This is a genomic window from Parasedimentitalea marina (assembly GCF_004006175.1).
GTDB classification, from domain to species: domain Bacteria; phylum Pseudomonadota; class Alphaproteobacteria; order Rhodobacterales; family Rhodobacteraceae; genus Parasedimentitalea; species Parasedimentitalea marina.
The window spans coordinates 808,660-825,540 of sequence record NZ_CP033219.1; the positions used below are offsets into that span (position 1 = coordinate 808,660).

Below are 16,881 nucleotides of genomic sequence, written 5' to 3' on the forward strand. Positions count from 1 at the left end.
TGACTAGGAGGAGGTTAGAAAAAACTGGACAATCCTTCGATATCGAGCATTCTTCCGAAGCACAGTAGGGAGAGTTGAATGAGTGGCACTTATGTAGAGCTTGCCGAAGAGTGCATTAAGCAACAGAGAAAGTCCTATCTGTTAAGAAAGGCGCATCCAGACCACGGGGAACCAATACGAAGCGCCATCGCACTCACTAAGTCCGATCAAGACTTTAACGACATCACCCAATATGTTTTCGGACATCACGAGCTAAGCGACTTTCGTCCGATTAGATCCGATAATGTCGATGTTAACAACGAATTGGCAGTATCGAAGTATTTTCATTCTTACCACTTTCGCGATGTTACGCTGCATCAAGGTGCGCGTGATACCAATCCTCCGCTGAGCGACGATGAAATCTTTGATCTATTTACTGATGCAACCTGGGGGCAAGGGAACAACCCAGTCAGGTTTTTTGTCGGAGGCATTGGTTCAGGAAAAACGACCTATCTTTGCAACTATGTCTACAACAGGTTTGGACAGTTTACACATAAGAGGGTCATTCCCGTTCGCGTGAATTTAGATGTTGAGGATGATCACAGTGCACGAAGCTTATCAGAGAACCTGCGCGTTATTATCAACACTACAATCACCCAACTTGAGATAAATAAACATATTACCGCCTCACAAGCGTCCGCCTTAAAGCGGGAGTGTCGAATACCAAAGGACGCGGACGAAAAAGAACTCGATATTATCCTGAGTCACTTACTTGAGACTCTTCACGCAAGGCACTCGTATCGGGCAACGTATATAATTGATAATATTGACTTTCTTTACCATCTTGGTGATCGTGGATTTTTCTCAAAGACGGTTCATGAAGACCAGGACACGGCATACTCTGCAATACTCGACCTAATCAGCTTCTTTTGGCGTAAAAAAGGGGAGTTCCGAACTGCAAGCCTTGGGATAAACATCATATTTTCTGTTCGAAAGGATACGCTGGAATTTATTAGATCACGACAGAAGGAGGTGCCAATTCCAGGGATGGATGGGCTTTCTTTTTGCATTGAGGGGTCAGATAAAGCGGTGGCGCTGGAGATCATTGAGTCTCGCTTTGAGATGCTGAGCGAATTGATCGAAAAAGTCCCTGAACAAGGAAAACGGCTTCAGTTCCTTAACACCGCGAGAACGCTCAGGGATGCCTACCGTAAGCCGACGACCGCCGGATTGATACTTTTTGATGATCTATGGAGATTGTGTCGTCGAGGCTTGCGAGACATTATTGACCAGATGGCCGATTACTCTTGGCTTGAATTTCATGATGAACGTAGACAATCCGCTACGTTGCGTTTCGCAACGCAATACTACCCCTCTATTATTGCGTATGGCACTGATGGTTGTCGTCGCTACACTCAATTTTCGGGTAACCTGCCGAACCTGTTCCTGATCAATGCATCTGTTGATAACAATGAATACGCAGTGGACCCCAACTTTAAATCAAAACACTTTTACACACTGTGGTTAAAGTGGATGATGCTCTCATATGTCCAGGCTCGACAGGACGAAACCACGACTAGCGACGAATTGATTGCAGCAATGTGTGGCGGCAATGGTCGAGCATATTCGGAGAATTTGGTGAGATATGTTCTAGGAGCACTGACCGAAACCCCGTCATCTGAACTCATTGAGGTTGATATTGGCGCCGATGGTGATGGAGGTAGAACTGGATTTGTACGTGATATGAGCCTCACAAGGCGTGGGGAATACCTACTGTCTGATTTCTCCAAAACGTTTTCATACTTTCAAATGGTTGTGGATGACTGGCGGTTGCTTCTGCCTAGGGAACTGAAGAAAGATTTTGGGTACCTAGACCCTGACTATAGTTATTTGGTTGCACCCGATGAAGAATACGGCTCAAAGGTCCGCACCGTAGTTGAGCGGAAAGGTCAGCAGTCACTGAAGCTTGCAATCCTCTTGGATGAGTGCCTTGGCTATGAGAGAGGCCTTTACCCTAACGTATTCTCCAGGCTGGAACATGCCGGTGTTGATTGTGGCGACGGGGTTGGGTATTTCGCCCCACTCCAGAAAGATGTTTTACGCGCTGGTCGCGCCGTAAGAGCGGATATTTCGAACTTTTCAACAGACGCGGAGTGGTATTCTGACTTCAGAGAAACCTGCCGCAGATGTTTGGATGAGATATTTGAAACACCTCTAGCCCTTCATGAGTTATTCTATGATGAGAGCATCGTTTAAGACCCTATGTTTACTTTTCTTTGGCTTGGCTTTTGGGACTTCTTTGGGCGCTCAGGTGGCGCTACCTCGAACAGGTGAAGTTGGCTTTGTCCGCATTTGCAACACTTCCGATGAGATCGCTGGCCTAGAACTCATCACGGCTGATCACACCCAAACAGTAGCCGAAGTCGCTAGTGGCACGTGTTACAGCGGCCAGTTTGATAAAGATGAACTGCGGCATAGCACCTTTGTTTTACGAGGCCCCGCAATCTTGGAGGTAGTGGAGGCTCCGCCTGCTGAAGAGAAAGCGGGTATCGACTGGGAAAAAATTCTCTACCTTTTTGTCGGTGCAGTCATAGGTGCGATATCGGGTCTGATGAGGTGGGTAGTTAGCCCTCTGGTTGCGCATTTTTCTAGTAAATCATTGGTTTTTGGGTTCAGAAACCGTTTTTTGTTGGACCTGAAATCGGCTGGTATAAGGATTCAGATGCATCCCGATATCACTAAGCTACTTTCAGGAGAGAACCACGGTTTTGTAGGTGGCAAGGTATTGTCAGAGGCTCAACTTCTGGACAGCATACACAAACAAGTTTCATCTGGGGAGATTTCGAATATTGAAGCGATTAAAGCTCTTGGTGGTAAGGTTTAATACTCGTTGCCGCTGCTTTGTAACGGCATCTTGCACTCGTTTGCTGCACCTTCATTATCACTTGGTGTGATCTTAGGGCACCTGATTGTTGTAACTTACATGTAAGCAGAGCAGTTAGGGCTTCAGGAGACGCGGACCTTCTAAACCCATTCTTTTGCTTAATTGACTCACGTTTCGGTCTAGGCGCTCGTTGGAATGCAAATCCCTCCAAGTCCCAAACACAACAGAGCGCGACCCATTCAAAAGCCTGAAATCAGTCTAGCTAATCAGCAATGCGACAGTTCAACGGATCGACTTTGCAGACTGAAAGAAAAGTTCGAATGCTTATTGAGTATTCGAACTTAAAATCTCGATATACATGGAGCAAATTGCTACAATATAGTGCTACGCCTTGTCAGACAATGCAGCATTAACTCGTTATAAAATATCACAGAATTGAGACCAGGGTAATATCCCTTCGTCTCCGCCATCAACCCAAAATTATCAATGATTGCTTGTTGTTAAAGCATACAAGGGTTTTTGGCGGATTGTCCTGCCACAGTAACCGCATGCCGCCACGAGTTTCAGTTCCCAAGATCTTCTTACGTGGAAACCGTTAGTGCCGTCGCGTGCATGTGCTTACACACATGCACGTTGGGCTGGGCAAGATGGAATACTGGGCATCACTGGGGACGTCAGGCCTCGGATCTCGGTGAAGCCATAAGGCTTGCATGAGTAGCTACAGAGCAAAAACGACAAGTCATATCCGCCGCACTTCATCGCCTTGAGGGCATTGCAACAACAGTACCTTCAAGGCCTACCACTACGGATCGCGAGTACAAGCGGGTTATGATGGCAGCATTGGAGTGCGACAAGCGCTGGATCAAGATCCGAGTCGTTCAGACTACCGGCTGTTTTTAAACTACAATTTGGGGGTTCGATGCGAAGGACGAGTAAACGTTGAGGATGAGCATTGTTTTACCCGATCCCAATTTTTGGACGTAATGTAGAGCGCGCCACGGTGAAAAATGGCGTCCTCATCTGTTACGACGGTCAGGCTTTTGCCAGAAATTGAATCCTGTATTGTCGTGCCATTTTCAACAATTTCTATTTTTGCAGCACCAAATTGCTTCATCTCAGGCATTGTCCTTGCTGGGGTAAGTTCACGATATTTGTTTAAGTGTATGCGGGCGCAATTGGGGATGCGACGAGGGTCACATGCGTGCTCAGATCAAAATCAGAGCCTACATTTTGCAACATCATGACTGATGTGCCGTCGGCAAAGATTTCCACATTGACGGAGCCATCGGAGGCGACAACAGAACTGGTGGTCATCTCGGGTTCTGTGCCGGTTTCGTCGTAACGATAGGCAATCATGTCTTCGCTTGTGTCGAAATCCGTGACCGTTGTAGCAAAGCCGCTGGTTGACCAGGCACCAGCGACAAACTCGTCACTACCGTCTCCGCCTGTCAGAACGTCAAAAGCTCCGCCTACCAAAGTGTCTTGGCCTTCACCGCCGTCAAGCTGGTCGCCCATGTAGTCATCAATAATGACGCTGTGTTCGTCACCCAAACTGGTCGTTGCTTGGCCGGAGTTGAAATTGTCCAACCACTCTTCCAGAAGCGCGTCGTCGATGCCAAGTGAGGCACCGTTCAAAAGGTCGTCACCGCTACCGCCATTGAGGATGTCTGCACCGTTTCCGCCATGCAGACCGTCATTCCCAGCGCCACCATCCAGGGTGTCATGGTTGGACTCTCCCTGTAGGAAATCGTCTTCTGAGCCGCCGACCAGAACATCATTGCCATACCCGCCCTGAAGCACGTCGTTTCCGGCTCCGCCGTCTAAATTGTCGTCGCCATCTTCACCATCCAGGCCATCACTGCCTGCACCGCCGGACAGGGTGTCATTACCACCACCACCGTACAGAGTGTCATTTCCTTCGCCCCCTTCGACATCGTCGTCGTCGAGTTGACCAAAGAAGGACATGGAGGTGTCGGTTCCGGTGTCAGAGGAACCGCCGCCTGTTCCATTCTCTTCGACATTGTCATCGTCATCTGACATCGAAACGATGGCTCCAATGGCAAACGTCATTCCTAGTGCAGCAAATAGAAGCATCGATGGAATCCTTAAATTATCTTAAGATTGCCTTAATTTTGCCCTAACCCCACATTGGATCAATGCTCTGATCCCTGAAAAAATGCCATTTTTGTCCGGATCTGGTTGACAGTGATGGGGAAACTTTCGGATTGGTTCGAAGTTTTCAAGAATGAGGTGGAAAAGACTATTTCGTACAATTCCGACCCCGACCGAGTAGGCTGCCTGTTTCCGGCTATTTGGAAATGGCAAAGTCCCCGGGGGCCCCACTCCCTATCCACGGCTAGGACAGGCATCTCTTAGGTTACCAACATTTGGCAGAAAGCATCGCCATTTTGACTGGTTGCTTTGATCTTACCACGATTATTTTAGTCTACTTGGGTTCCACCGGAGCCCCACGAATATCAATCGATAAACAGTGCACCTGTTAACTAAATATACTGGGCCTTAAGCAGGTGTGATGGCTATGTGTAAGTCTGGCGAGCTCTGTATTGGGAGCAGAAAACCCCTAATTTTTGGTGCTGAGATCCATAGAATCTCGGCCCAATGCAGAAACATAAGCGCCGGTTTGGCAACATTATATAGGGCTGCTTGCTACTGTTTCTCCGCAGCCATTAGTTAACAAGCTATTTTTGCTAAAATTAACGATAAGTTAAGCAATAAATTGACTCAGCCCGTTTCGGCAGGGGAAAATAGCTCAGCAACTTCAAAAATTGCTCAAGTCTAGCTGCCCTCTTCAGATGCTCGGGTTCGGGCCGGTTCTCTGCCCTCAACCCAGCTGCTGATTGCTCGTAAAGGAAATTGTGACGTTGCCCTGGATGACTTTTTTCATTTTGAAAATGTCGAACTTACCGGTTTTCGGTGAGTGCCGGGGTGGCGTACTGTGATGAAGGGCTCGCGATTTCAGCACCACGCAGACCATTTGCAATCGGAATCAGATGCTCGCAAGGTGTTCGCGGATCCATCACAACGTCGTCGGCGCTGGATGCGTTGGGCTGTGCTGTTCCTGTTGTTGTTTATTCCAGTCTGGGGCGGTGCATTTCTGCAGGATACCGTTTCATGGTCTAGTCTGAAGCAGGATTTTCACGCCTACTTTCCACGTGCAGTGCAAGATCTCGACCACGAAAATGATCATCTGCATGGCAACTCTCGTCACGATCAGATGTTGATGTCGGCCAATGCTTCTACTGTAGATGGCCCTGCAACGACCTGCGGGCAGGTCGAGGCACCTCCCTATGCTGCAATGGCGGACAGTTCTATTCCACGGCGGGTGTTCGCCCATGTTCCGTCGGATTTGGCATGGGCTCATCTATCACTGGATGAGAGCTGTGACACTGTTGGCGTGATCGTTCCTGACTGGATTACGGTAAACCAAAAAGGCAGCGATTTCTCGGTTGCCGTTATGTCCGAAGACAGTCGGATGGGCGTTACCGACTACTCACAAGGCCTCGCTGAGGCACCGGCCTTCTTGCCAACGATCAAATTCAATACAGATGACAATATCGATTACTTCACCGATGTTCTCTTGCAACCTGGGTCTCAAGCAGAGCTTGTGAGTGAGATCCGCCGTGCACTGATCGAACTAAACGCAATAGGTGGCTGTTTTGACTTCAACCACTTGAATGAAGAAGTGCTACTTCGTTTGAACCCACTTTTTGACGCTGCCCAAGAGGATTTTTCCCAAGCGGGTCTGCAATCCTGTATTGTTCTGCAAGGTGATGGGAACGTTTGGAAGAACCGTGTTTTTGTGCAGGGTTTTGATAAAGTGGTGCTCAAGCTGTTCCAGCAGCCTTGGGTGGGCTCGTCACCTGGTCCGCTGGCCTCGGATATTTGGTTTGCCGAAACAGCCACCCAGGCCAGAGACATCATTGGCGCCAACAGATTGGTGGCTGCAATCGGCAATTTTGCGGTTGATTGGGTTTCGGGGCAACCTACGCCACAAACCATTCCATACCCTGAAGCGATGCACCGAATTTCGCGCGCCGAGGCCGACCTTCGGTTCAGTGCCAATACATCCAACAGTTATAGCAGTTTTCGCGATGACCAAGGCGCGCTGCATAAACTCTGGATGTTGGACGCTGCGTCGGCGCGCAATCAGCTTATCATGCTACAAAATTTGGGAATTCAGGATGTTGCGGTCTGGTCTGCCGGTCGGGAGGATCCTGGCATCTGGAACGTGTTTGCCAGCAACTCGAATGACTTCGATACCCTGGCTGCAGATTTGGCGATTGTTCGTTTCGATAATTATGTCCAGTACTACGGCGACGGCGCGTTCTTGAAAATTCAGGACGAGCTGAAAGCGGGCCTGCGGACCGTAGAATTTGATCCGCTGTCAGGACGAGTCACTAACCAGTTTTTCAGTGTTTATCCCAATCCCTATTCCATCACGCGTTATGGCAAGCCGGAGGCCAAGAAATTGGTTCTCACTTTTGATGATGGCCCTGATCGTGAGACAACCCTGCCTATCTTGGACACCCTACGAGATATGGGGGTTCCAGCCGCTTTCTTTATCGTCGGTTCCAGTGTCATGAATGAGCCCGATTTGGTGGAGCGCATGGTGGACGAGGGACATGAAATTGGGTCTCATACGTTCTCGCATCCCGAGATGCAGCTGGTATCCGCAGCGCGAGCAGAACTGGAACTATCCCTGTTGAGCAAAGCTGTCGCCGGGATCACGGGCCTGGGCATGACGCTTTACCGAGAGCCATTCCAGCGCAGCGGTGGACCGATAAGGGCGGACCGCGTGACCTCTCTGAAAGCTGCGCAGGATGCAGGGTACCACATCACCGGCATGGATGTTTCCTCACATGATTGGGAGGGGCTGTCAGCGCAACAGATCGTAGATACCATAATCGAACAAGTGGAATCCGGTGCTGGGAATATCGTTCTGCTGCATGATGGCGGCCTGGATCGCTCTGCGACGGTGGCGGCTGTTCCAATGCTAATCACCGAACTCAGAGCGCGCGGTTATGAATTCACGTCTTTGTCTGATCTGCTTGGGTTGAGCCGTGAAACACTGATGCCCGCTTCTAACCATACAGCGCGTGTATTGGACCGGATTTCCTTCGCCGCTGTTTCAACCACACAGAAATCGGTAATGTGGATATTCTGGATTGTGTTGAGCATTGGCCTTCTTCGCTCGGGCGGCGTTCTTGTGCTTTCATTTCTGAGACGACCAAACAGACCGATAATGACATCAAACCAGCCCAAAGTTTCAGTCATCATTCCTGCGTTCAACGAAGAAAAAGTCATCGAACAGTGTATCAATAGCGTTCTGCGCAGTGACTACCCGAACTTTGAAGTGATTATTGTGGATGATGGGTCTACCGACAATACGCTGAACAAAGTGCTGAAATTCAAACATAAGCCTAACGTCCGGCTTGTGATGCAGCCCAATCAGGGGAAGTGGGCTGCGTTGAATCGGGCAATTCTGGGACTGGATACAGATATTGCAGTTTGTATCGACGCCGATACACAGATCTGCAGAAATTCGATCACGCGTCTTGTTGGGCATTTCTCAAATCCAAAAGTTGGCGCTGTAGCTGGCAAAATCATTGTGGGTAATCGGCATAAGCTGCTGACACGGTTGCAGTCCCTGGAATATTCCATTTCGCAAAACATGGATCGCAAGGCTTATGATTTGTTCAACGGAATGCTTGTTGTACCGGGTGCACTGGGTGCCTGGCGTGTCCAGGCGCTGCGTGACGGTGGCCTGTTCCGTAAAGATACAATGACAGAAGACTCGGATCTAACGATTTCGGTCAACCGGGCTGGATATCGGATTATTTATGATGAATATGCACGTGCCTATACCGAGGCTCCAGAACGTGTTCACCAATTGCTAACACAGCGCCTGCGTTGGTCACTGGGTATGCTTCAAAGTGCCTGGAAGCACAAAAACTCAGTGCTTGAGCGGCGCTCGATCGGGCTCGTGTCGATCCCGGATATGTTCATTTTTGGGTACATCTTTCCGATCTTGGCCCCGATTGCTGATATTCTTGTGCTGGCGTTAATGGTTCGGTTCTATCTGGAAGGCGCCAGTGCAGCTTCGCCTGAACTTCTGTGGGCTTATCTAACGTTGCCGATTTTAGAACTAGCTTTGGCCTTCATTGCCTTGCTTCGAGATCGCGACGAAAGCCTCTGGAGTTTATGCCTATGGCCGGCATATCGTGTTTTATACCGTCCACTTCTTTATTATTCGGTGATCCGATCCATCACACGTGCTGTTAGTGGTCGGTTGGCCAATTGGGGTAAGTTGAACCGGCAAGGGCGAGATTACAGTCAGGTCACGCAGGTAAGATGAAGCGCAGAGCATTTTTGCAAGGTTCGGTAGCCAGTTTTGGTGCACTGGCGTTCCCGTTCAGTAGGGCGGCCAGTGCCAGTGGCAGAGGTCTTGCAATGGTGGTGGTTGACGACATCGATATGTCCTCTTCTCTCCCTCATCTTATCGCTCTACTGGACGCTTTGAATGCACGCTTGATTCCAGTTACATGCTGTATTTCTCCCTATCATGAAAATGGCAGTCCCATTGATTTGGACACCCCATTGGCACAATTGATCCTTGCTTATATGTTGGGCAATCGCGGAGTGGAGGTCGCAGCATTTGTTCCCGAGCTTTCCCGGCAGTCCGAGTATTTTCAAGGCCGTTCCGTGCAGAAGGCGATCAAGGTATTTCGCGAAATTTTGCAGCCTGCTAAGGGAGCAAGGCAATATACTCCTTTGGTTCAATCTGTTGCATGTCTTGATGTCACGTCTCCGTTGTCTCCCACCGGGGTGAGGAGCGGTGGTTGTCATAACGTACTGGCTATTCCGACTGTTGATGGTCCTGTTCGGTCTGAAACCTGGCCCGATGGCACAGTGCGGCTTTTTGGGGGGCGTCGCATTGATTTTGGTGCCTATGACAGTTCTATGGTGGAAAAAGGCGCGGAAGAAAGTCAGCTGATCTATTACCTGTCGGCTCAAAAGCTTGAGACGCTGTCGGTAGAAGAGCTTGCCAAAGTGGCTAAGCGATTTACAGATGATTTGGTTGCACAGGAAATCGAGGGGAACTATTCCGTTCAGCCTTTGTCTGATTTGCAGTTTAGAGACAGCTATGGCTTCACTCGTCGCGTTGTTTTGCAACTTTTAGACCCGGCGCCGCTGGGCAGCACCGGGGGCAGGGCGATGGCCGAGTTTGCAACCTTGCTGGATGATCTGAACTTGCCCCACACACTAGGCCTGGCCGAGGCTGAAGGAACACGAGAGCAAAAGAGCGGATTTTGGTTGAGCACCGAAGATGTACCCTCTTTGAATATGGTGCGATTTCAATCCGGGATAGCAAACCAGCCTTCGGTAGTGGAGACTGTCCGGCCATTGGGCGCCGGAGTCGGGGTTGTGTTCGATCCTGTAGAAGAAGGGCAGGGCGGACTGGATGAAAATGGATATCTCCACCTGGTTAAGGTGGATATTCGCAACGCCAATGATATTCGGCACTTGGGAAATATGTTCAGTCGGACGCAAGACGTCGTGCTGACAGTCCACGCCAGTGCTGTCCAAGATCCCTTTGACAGGCAGGATCTTCTTGCTTTTCTCAAAACGTTGAGCGGCGATGGTGTTAGTCGTATTGTCCCACTGTCCAAATTGGCTATGGGCCTTGTTTCCAAAGATCCGATCGATATTCGTCAGCGCCGTACATTGGCCGCGCTTCCCAGCCTAAGACAAGTACCGATTGTTCGAAGCCGGGCGGATAAAGACGCATTGCTAGAAGATGCACGGACGGCCTGGCGGTACTTTGAACGGTTCACGCATCCCCAAACCGGCCTATGCCCTGCGACCGTCAATTTCGCCCCCGGTGGTGGAAATATTCATAAAGCAGTTACGATGTGGGACGTGGGCAGCCAGATCAACGGCTTGATTTCGGCTGCGCGAATTGGATTGATTGATCAAAAGGAGTTCCGCCAGGCGATTACCAAGCTTCTTCCGCAAATTCGCGGGCGAGTTTCGCAGGATCGGCTTTTGCCCCAAGGTTGGATCGTGACGGATCGTCACAAATGGGGGAACAAAAATTTTGACGGCAGCGACGCTGGCCGCCTGATGTCAGCGCTTGATTGCCTGCGCCGCTATGACGACAGCTTTGCGGTACAACTCGACAAGATCACCTCTGCTTGGGATTTGGACAAAGTTATTCTAAATGGTGAAATGCATTCAGTCACAGACGGGGTTTTACATAGCAGTTACGTGTCCCACAGTGCTCACTATTCTGCGCTTGCGTTCCGCCGCTGGGGGCTGACTGTGAAATCTCCTTACGAATTTTCTGCTGGTCAGTCGGTTCATGATAGTCAGATGGGTTTGCTGGAAGCGGTGGCCAAAATCGGTCCAATCGGTGCAGAGCCGTTGCTTCTGGAGGCAATGGAACTGGGAATGTCGCCTGAAAGTAAACATTTGGCTGACATGCTATTTACCGCTCAGTTTGAAGAGTTTCAGGAGACGGGGCAACTTGTCTGCGTGTCCGAGGGGCCGTTGGATGTCGAACCTTGGTTTTCCTACCAAGGGTTGCAGCTTGACGCCCAGAAACGGACATGGGCAATTGATACGGTTGGACAGGAAACCGAATACAGACAGCCTGAATTCTGGCGATCTCATCACGTGATAAGTTGTAAGGCGGCTTTTCTTTGGGGGGCCTACCGGCCGCACAACTACTCTGACAGGCTGGTCAATTATGTCCGTACACGTGCGCGTACCAAGAATGGTTTTGCGGCAAGTATCTTTAGTCAAAGCCAGCGTGCAACCGAGTATTATACAGATATCAACACCAATGCAGTTATATTGCAGGCTGTTGCGCATTCCCTGGGAGCAGACTGAAAAATGCGCAACGCCATATTGTCTTAAAAGACTTGGCAACCACTTGCCGCAAGTTCCCCGGGGCTGACAGGTAGACCGGGGCTGGGGTTAATAATGGCATTTTGCAATCCGGTTATGCGGTACATGCAGCTGGTCGTAAACGTTTTGTCAGAATGCCGTCCTCCAACATAGATATCGATCCAAGGATGCCCATTGTATCCTGAATGGCAAGGCCCGTCCTGAGGGTTGTTTCCATCACCACATAGATCTTCAACGATCGCGTATTTTCTGATCCTTTCGATATAAAACCGAGTGCCAGCTTGGAAGTCCATTGTACTTCGGCCCCCATTTTTGACATGACCAACTGCAAGCGTGACAGGGTCTTCGTACGTGCCTGTACCACCAGCGCGATTGTGAATGACTGGACGGGCGATTTGTGCGGATCCTGGCGGGGTATTGTCCCAGTAACTGTATCCTGTCAGATAAACCTGCGTTGTTTGTCCGCCGTAACTATCAGGCACAGCAAGTCGGCTAACAGTACCACTGGCGTGCGCTTGCTCGGTTCCTGAAAAGGCCAGGGATCGACTAGTGGCGTTTGTGCTGCTGCAAGCACCAGTTAGGGCCAAAAGGGCAACAACAATTCCTGTATTCGTTTTAAACTTGGTCATGGTTACATCCCGCTTCAAGTGACTGGAGCCGTCAGAGCGGAACAGATGTCACTGGCACCACCCGGCTGAGAACAAGGCTGAACCGAAGTGGTTTCCAAGTGGTAAAAATCACCGTGAACATACAGTGAACATAATGTACAATTTTATTTAAAAACAATGCATTGAACGTAGCTTGTTAAGTGCGTGATCACCTTGTCATGAGGCTGAGAAAAATTCGAGATGTGGATCAACCACAACCCGCGCGCCTCCGCACGCCAGCGTTTCAGATCCTTGCCTTCCAGACATGGCTTCTACTCCTTCGCTGGCTTCGGGTCCTGTACGCAAATTTGCTCTTTGGTCGGGGCGTCGATGACGAAGGCAGCGTTGAGGCCCCTATTTGATACCGTAGTGCAGGGCTGGGCGTTCCGCGCTGATCTTGTCTCACAATGCCCTCAGAGCTGCATTCTCAAGCCGGAATCCAGCGCCGTCAGAGGTCAAGGCCCTGCAGCGCGCTCTCATGTGGTCAGGAAGTTGTTTTCTGGCAGGCTATTGACCTTCAAGAATTGAAGCTCATATCCCTTGGCAAGTGCCTCCTGACTCATAGTCAGGTTGGCCCGGTAAGTCGTCACCCCTTCGAACACCTGGTGGTCGCCAAAGTCCACCACGCTTTCGATTGTCGCCTCTCTCAGGAAGTATTCCAGTCTGCCACTGTAGCCACAGCAACAGTCATTCTCTGGTTATGGGGCCCGAGCTGAGGCAAAACGATTCCAGGTGAATTTCAAATGTGTGATTGAGGGAATTCATTTCTTTTGTAGAAATATATATAAGTGCGTGCCAAAATTACGTGGCAAGATCCAATTGTAGAACTTGAATACCCTTGCAAGAAACATAAATCGCCCAGCATAACCTTCGGGCCCGGAATAGACGTAGCTGTAGTTGTTGAATAAATCTTCACCAAAGTACTTTTTGACGCTCCCAACCGTATTCAGTTTATAATGAGTTGGAAAAACATCCTCCGCGCCTCTTTTCCCGCTTTCTTTCGCAATCATTCCCAGCATCCCCAGAACACATACATGCAACCTGTTAGGAATCAGCGATGATGCAACAGCAACATATCCAAATCTATTTGTTGTCCAAGCGCATATCCAGCCTCCAGGTTTTAGTATGCGGTTAAGCTCAGCCGCAGCCAGTGACGGGTCTTCCAAATGCTCAAAAACCGCATAGCTAAATATTAGATCAATGCTATTATCCGGCAAAGGAATTTTTCCGTCTGTCCCCAAGACATAAGTTTCGTCCATACGCTGGTTGCTCTCGACAGCGTTATCTACATCCACACCGATAATTTTAGTGACGATCCCACTATTCTTGAAGTCCTGAAGCGATGTAATATATTTATTATGGCCGTCGGCCCATTCACCACGACCCGCACCGAAATCAAGAACAACCATGTCTTCTAGTGCCAGTGATCGGACTCTATTAAAAAACTGGACTTTGTGATCGAATCTAGAAAATCCGCCAGCAAAAAATTCAGGGTACAATTTGTCAATTGCTCTATTGGCCATTAGGTCAACTTTCGAAATTAGAAGGGCGAAATGTCGTCCGGAATTTTATACATTAATTTTGCATGTCGCAGACCTAACGGATCAATCGACTGCGGTTTTAGTAATAATGCAAGTCAACACTTTTATGCGGACTCTTAAGTTATACTCAACTTAAAGCTTATTCGCTATTTTCTACTGAACAATGCAAGGCTGTCAACACTCTAACTGACATTCCCAAATGCTGTGCCATGTATCCAAAGCGAAGCAAAACAGCAGGCTCAGGGCCCAAAACCAAAAACTGTTACTTTCCACTTATTTTTTCATCGCCTAATCGACGGCTGTGCTGGTAGCTCCATAGCTCAACAGGATAGAGCAATCGGCTTCTAATCGGTTGGCCGGGGGCGGGAAAATTGATTTATTTCAATGAGTAATGCTTTTGAGGGCTGGGGCGAACTGTTTTCCGAACTGTTTTCGCTTTATCGCCAAACAACTGGGTAGGATGTCGGCCTTCCGAACAGTTGAACGAAAACTGATTTTGCCTTTGAACTCAGTTGAGATGGAGGATAGACAAAACGCAAGACAGTCATTTTGATTTGCCTTTATGCGGCTCCGTAGCTCAACTGGATAGAGCAAGGACCTTCTAAGTCCGAGGTTGAGGGTTCAAGTCCTTCCGGGGCCGCCATTTCTTAAGAACATTTGTCCAATGGAGTTTGGGACGAAGCGCGGGTTGGTGTCACGGGTGGTAGGAGTATCCAAACCCTCGAACGGTTCGCACCAGTTCTGGTTCTCCAGCTTTTTTGAGGGTCCGCCGTAATCGACCGACGTGAACATCCACCGTTCGGGTTTCAACATTGGCGCTTATGCCCCAGACCATGTCCAAAAGTTGCTCGCGCGAGAACACCCGTTCCGGGCTTTGGATCAGAGTCGTCAGAAGTCTAAATTCAATTCCGGTAATTGTTACGGGTTTAGCGTGGCAGGTGACAATGTGCTTTTCCAGATCAATTTCGATCGGACCTGCTGAAAGTTTCTTGTCAAACACTCTGGCGGCGGGGCGTCTTAACGCCGCCCGGACACGTGCGATCAGTTCTTTCACGGAATAGGGCTTGGTCACGTAGTCATCGGCCCCAACATCCAGTCCACGCACCTTGTCACGCTCTTCTGATTTTGCTGTCAGCATGATGATCGGAATTTCACGTGTTATCTTGTTGCGGCGCAACAGGCGGCAGACTTCGACGCCAGACAGGCTGGGCAGCATCCAGTCCAGCAAGATCAGATCGGGTGGATCTTCGCGGGCCGCATGCAACCCATCCTCGCCATCCATCGCCACCTCAACGGTGAAGCCCTGTCTCGACAGATTGAAACGGAGCACTTCGACTTGCGAAGGCTCGTCTTCGATCACAAGGATTTTAGGGTCTGACAGGCTCACGCTACTCTACTTTCTTCCAAGGGTCTTGATGCCATTTCTATGGCCAGTACGGTCCAATCGCAACGCATCTAGTCGGCCGCCTTTAGGTCTTCGCCAGTGACAATCTGGTGGACGTACCGGGCGATGTTGACCACGTGGTCGCCCACCCGCTCAAAGCCCCGGGCCAAGACGATAATATGAATATAGGCTGCTGCCTGGTCCGGGGCATTTTCAATTGCCGACACTGCGGCGGTAAAAACATCTTTGTTTATCTGGTCCACTTCCCTGTCACGATCCCGGATCTCGGCGGCGAGCTTTGTGTCGCTGTCGTCATAGGCACTCAGAACGCCTGACAGCATGATCTGAACCAAGCCGCTCATTTTCTCAACGTCGCCCAGAAGTGCAGGATCAGGAGAGAGCGCGGCCAAAAGGCGGGCCCGTTTGGCGGTTGATTTCGCGTGATCCCCGATGCGCTCCAGGTTGCTGGCAATGTTGATCGGGGACAGGGCCTGACGCAGATCAAGGGCCATGGGTTGGCGCAGGGCGATCAGACGCTCGGCGCGGGCATAGGTATCTTTATGCATGCCATTAATGGTGCGATCCGTCGCGATCAGATGCGTTACAGCGTCTTCATCAAAGTTGCTTAATGCATGGGTGGCCTGTTCCAGCTGCGAGATCACCAGGTCGCCCATGTCCAAAATTCCGGATTGGATGCGGCGCATGGATGTGTCGTGACGCGATACGATATGTGAATTTTCCATAGTAAAGTCCTAACCTATGCGGCCTGTGATGTAGTTTTGCGTCTGCTCGTGGCGTGGGGTGGTAAAGACGTCTTGGGTGGCGCCGACCTCGATCAGTTTGCCCAGGTGAAAGAACGCTGTGCGTTGTGAAATGCGGGCGGCCTGTTGCATCGAATGGGTGACAATCACGATGGTGTAATCCTTGCGCAACCCGTCGATCAGGTCCTCAACCACGGCTGTGGCGATTGGATCCAACGCCGAGCAGGGCTCGTCCATCAAAATCACCTTTGGCTCAACCGCAATAGTGCGTGCGATGCAAAGGCGCTGTTGCTGCCCCCCGGACAAGCTGTTGCCGGGCTGATCCAACCGATCCGCGACCTCATCCCACAGACCTGCACTTTTAAGGCTCCATTCAACCCGATCAGCAAGTTCAACTTTTGACCCGGCCAATCCATGGATACGCAGCCCGTAGGCGACATTTTCAAAGATCGATTTTGGAAACGGGTTGGGTTTCTGGAACACCATTCCCACCTGTGCGCGCAAAGCCACGACATCGACTGCGGCGTCATAAACCTCATGGCCTGCGATTTGCAGGGAGCCGTCAAAACGGCAGTTCTGGATTAGGTCATTCATCCGATTGATCGACCGCAGAAATGTGGATTTGCCACAGCCCGAGGGACCAATCAATGCGGTGACCTGATTGGCTTCGATATCCAGATCGATCCCAAACAGGGCCTGTTTTTCGCCGTAAAAGACACGGGCATTGCGAGCAGTGATAAAAGCATGTTCCATT

Annotated in this window: 11 protein-coding genes and 1 tRNA gene; 5 read left to right on the forward strand and 7 right to left on the reverse strand. The window is 50.0% G+C overall.

Features of this window, described 5'->3' with window-relative positions; translation table 11 throughout:
• Positions 1-78: 78 nt before the first annotated feature.
• Together EBB79_RS03960 and EBB79_RS03965 are read left to right on the forward strand one after the other, a co-directional pair.
• Positions 79-2,235, forward strand: coding sequence for a hypothetical protein (locus tag EBB79_RS03960; protein ID WP_127747686.1), 2,157 nt, complete (start codon positions 79-81; stop codon positions 2,233-2,235).
• Positions 2,216-2,863, forward strand: a complete 648-nt coding sequence (locus EBB79_RS03965; protein WP_127747687.1) for a hypothetical protein — start codon at positions 2,216-2,218, stop codon at positions 2,861-2,863. The genes EBB79_RS03960 and EBB79_RS03965 overlap by 20 nt, the downstream gene beginning before the upstream one ends.
• Before the next feature lie 901 nt (positions 2,864-3,764).
• On the opposite strand, the gene EBB79_RS03970 is transcribed toward EBB79_RS03965, so the two are convergent.
• Entirely contained in the window at positions 3,765-3,977 is a 213-nt protein-coding gene (locus EBB79_RS03970; protein WP_127747688.1) for a hypothetical protein, read from the reverse strand.
• 41 nt (positions 3,978-4,018) lie between these two features.
• Positions 4,019-4,957 (reverse strand): calcium-binding protein, encoded by a 939-nt coding sequence (locus EBB79_RS03975; RefSeq protein WP_127747689.1) that lies wholly within the window; start codon positions 4,955-4,957, stop codon positions 4,019-4,021.
• An 865-nt stretch (positions 4,958-5,822) separates the two neighbouring features.
• Between EBB79_RS03975 and EBB79_RS03980 the strand changes: the two genes are divergently transcribed.
• The gene (locus EBB79_RS03980; RefSeq protein WP_127747690.1) at positions 5,823-9,239 is read left to right on the forward strand and encodes a glycosyltransferase; all 3,417 of its coding nucleotides are present in this window, start codon (positions 5,823-5,825) and stop codon (positions 9,237-9,239) included.
• Positions 9,236-11,776 (forward strand): DUF3131 domain-containing protein, encoded by a 2,541-nt coding sequence (locus tag EBB79_RS03985; RefSeq protein ID WP_127747691.1) that lies wholly within the window; start codon positions 9,236-9,238, stop codon positions 11,774-11,776. The genes EBB79_RS03980 and EBB79_RS03985 overlap by 4 nt, the downstream gene beginning before the upstream one ends.
• Before the next feature lie 23 nt (positions 11,777-11,799).
• Here the strand turns inward: EBB79_RS03985 and EBB79_RS03990 are convergent, their stop codons facing one another.
• Positions 11,800-12,423: a hypothetical protein gene (locus EBB79_RS03990; RefSeq protein WP_238704989.1), complete on the reverse strand. Its 624-nt coding sequence runs from the start codon at positions 12,421-12,423 to the stop codon at positions 11,800-11,802.
• A gap of 779 nt (positions 12,424-13,202) precedes the next feature.
• Positions 13,203-13,964 (reverse strand): class I SAM-dependent methyltransferase, encoded by a 762-nt coding sequence (locus EBB79_RS03995; protein ID WP_127747692.1) that lies wholly within the window; start codon positions 13,962-13,964, stop codon positions 13,203-13,205.
• Between the two features lie 584 nt (positions 13,965-14,548).
• On the opposite strand from EBB79_RS03995, the gene EBB79_RS04000 reads away from it, so the two are divergent.
• Positions 14,549-14,625: transfer RNA gene (locus EBB79_RS04000), tRNA-Arg, on the forward strand.
• Positions 14,626-14,676: 51 nt separating this feature from the next.
• On the opposite strand, the gene phoB is transcribed toward EBB79_RS04000, so the two are convergent.
• The 3 genes from phoB to pstB all read right to left on the reverse strand — a co-directional run bounded on the left by phoB (position 14,677) and on the right by pstB (position 16,880).
• Positions 14,677-15,369 carry a phosphate regulon transcriptional regulator PhoB gene (gene phoB / locus EBB79_RS04005; RefSeq protein WP_177627770.1) on the reverse strand — a complete coding sequence of 231 codons (693 nt, stop codon included), beginning with the start codon at positions 15,367-15,369 and terminating at the stop codon, positions 14,677-14,679.
• A gap of 68 nt (positions 15,370-15,437) precedes the next feature.
• Positions 15,438-16,109 (reverse strand): phosphate signaling complex protein PhoU, encoded by a 672-nt coding sequence (gene phoU / locus EBB79_RS04010; RefSeq protein WP_127747693.1) that lies wholly within the window; start codon positions 16,107-16,109, stop codon positions 15,438-15,440.
• Positions 16,110-16,118: 9 nt separating this feature from the next.
• Entirely contained in the window at positions 16,119-16,880 is a 762-nt protein-coding gene (gene pstB, locus EBB79_RS04015; protein WP_127747694.1) for a phosphate ABC transporter ATP-binding protein PstB, read from the reverse strand.
• Position 16,881: the final 1 nt, after the last annotated feature.

Bases quoted from the DNA above. Each gene is read 5' to 3' on its own strand.
- EBB79_RS03960 (WP_127747686.1), top strand. From the start codon at position 79: ATGAGTGGCACTTATGTAGAGCTTGCCGAAGAGTGCATTAAGCAACAG.
- EBB79_RS03965 (WP_127747687.1), top strand. From the start codon at position 2,216: ATGATGAGAGCATCGTTTAAGACCCTATGTTTACTTTTCTTTGGCTTG.
- EBB79_RS03970 (WP_127747688.1), bottom strand. From the start codon at position 3,977: ATGAAGCAATTTGGTGCTGCAAAAATAGAAATTGTTGAAAATGGCACG.
- EBB79_RS03975 (WP_127747689.1), bottom strand. From the start codon at position 4,957: ATGCTTCTATTTGCTGCACTAGGAATGACGTTTGCCATTGGAGCCATC.
- EBB79_RS03980 (WP_127747690.1), top strand. From the start codon at position 5,823: ATGAAGGGCTCGCGATTTCAGCACCACGCAGACCATTTGCAATCGGAA.
- EBB79_RS03985 (WP_127747691.1), top strand. From the start codon at position 9,236: ATGAAGCGCAGAGCATTTTTGCAAGGTTCGGTAGCCAGTTTTGGTGCA.
- EBB79_RS03990 (WP_238704989.1), bottom strand. From the start codon at position 12,423: ATGACCAAGTTTAAAACGAATACAGGAATTGTTGTTGCCCTTTTGGCC.
- EBB79_RS03995 (WP_127747692.1), bottom strand. From the start codon at position 13,964: ATGGCCAATAGAGCAATTGACAAATTGTACCCTGAATTTTTTGCTGGC.
- phoU (WP_127747693.1), bottom strand. From the start codon at position 16,109: ATGGAAAATTCACATATCGTATCGCGTCACGACACATCCATGCGCCGC.
- pstB (WP_127747694.1), bottom strand. From the start codon at position 16,880: ATGGAACATGCTTTTATCACTGCTCGCAATGCCCGTGTCTTTTACGGC.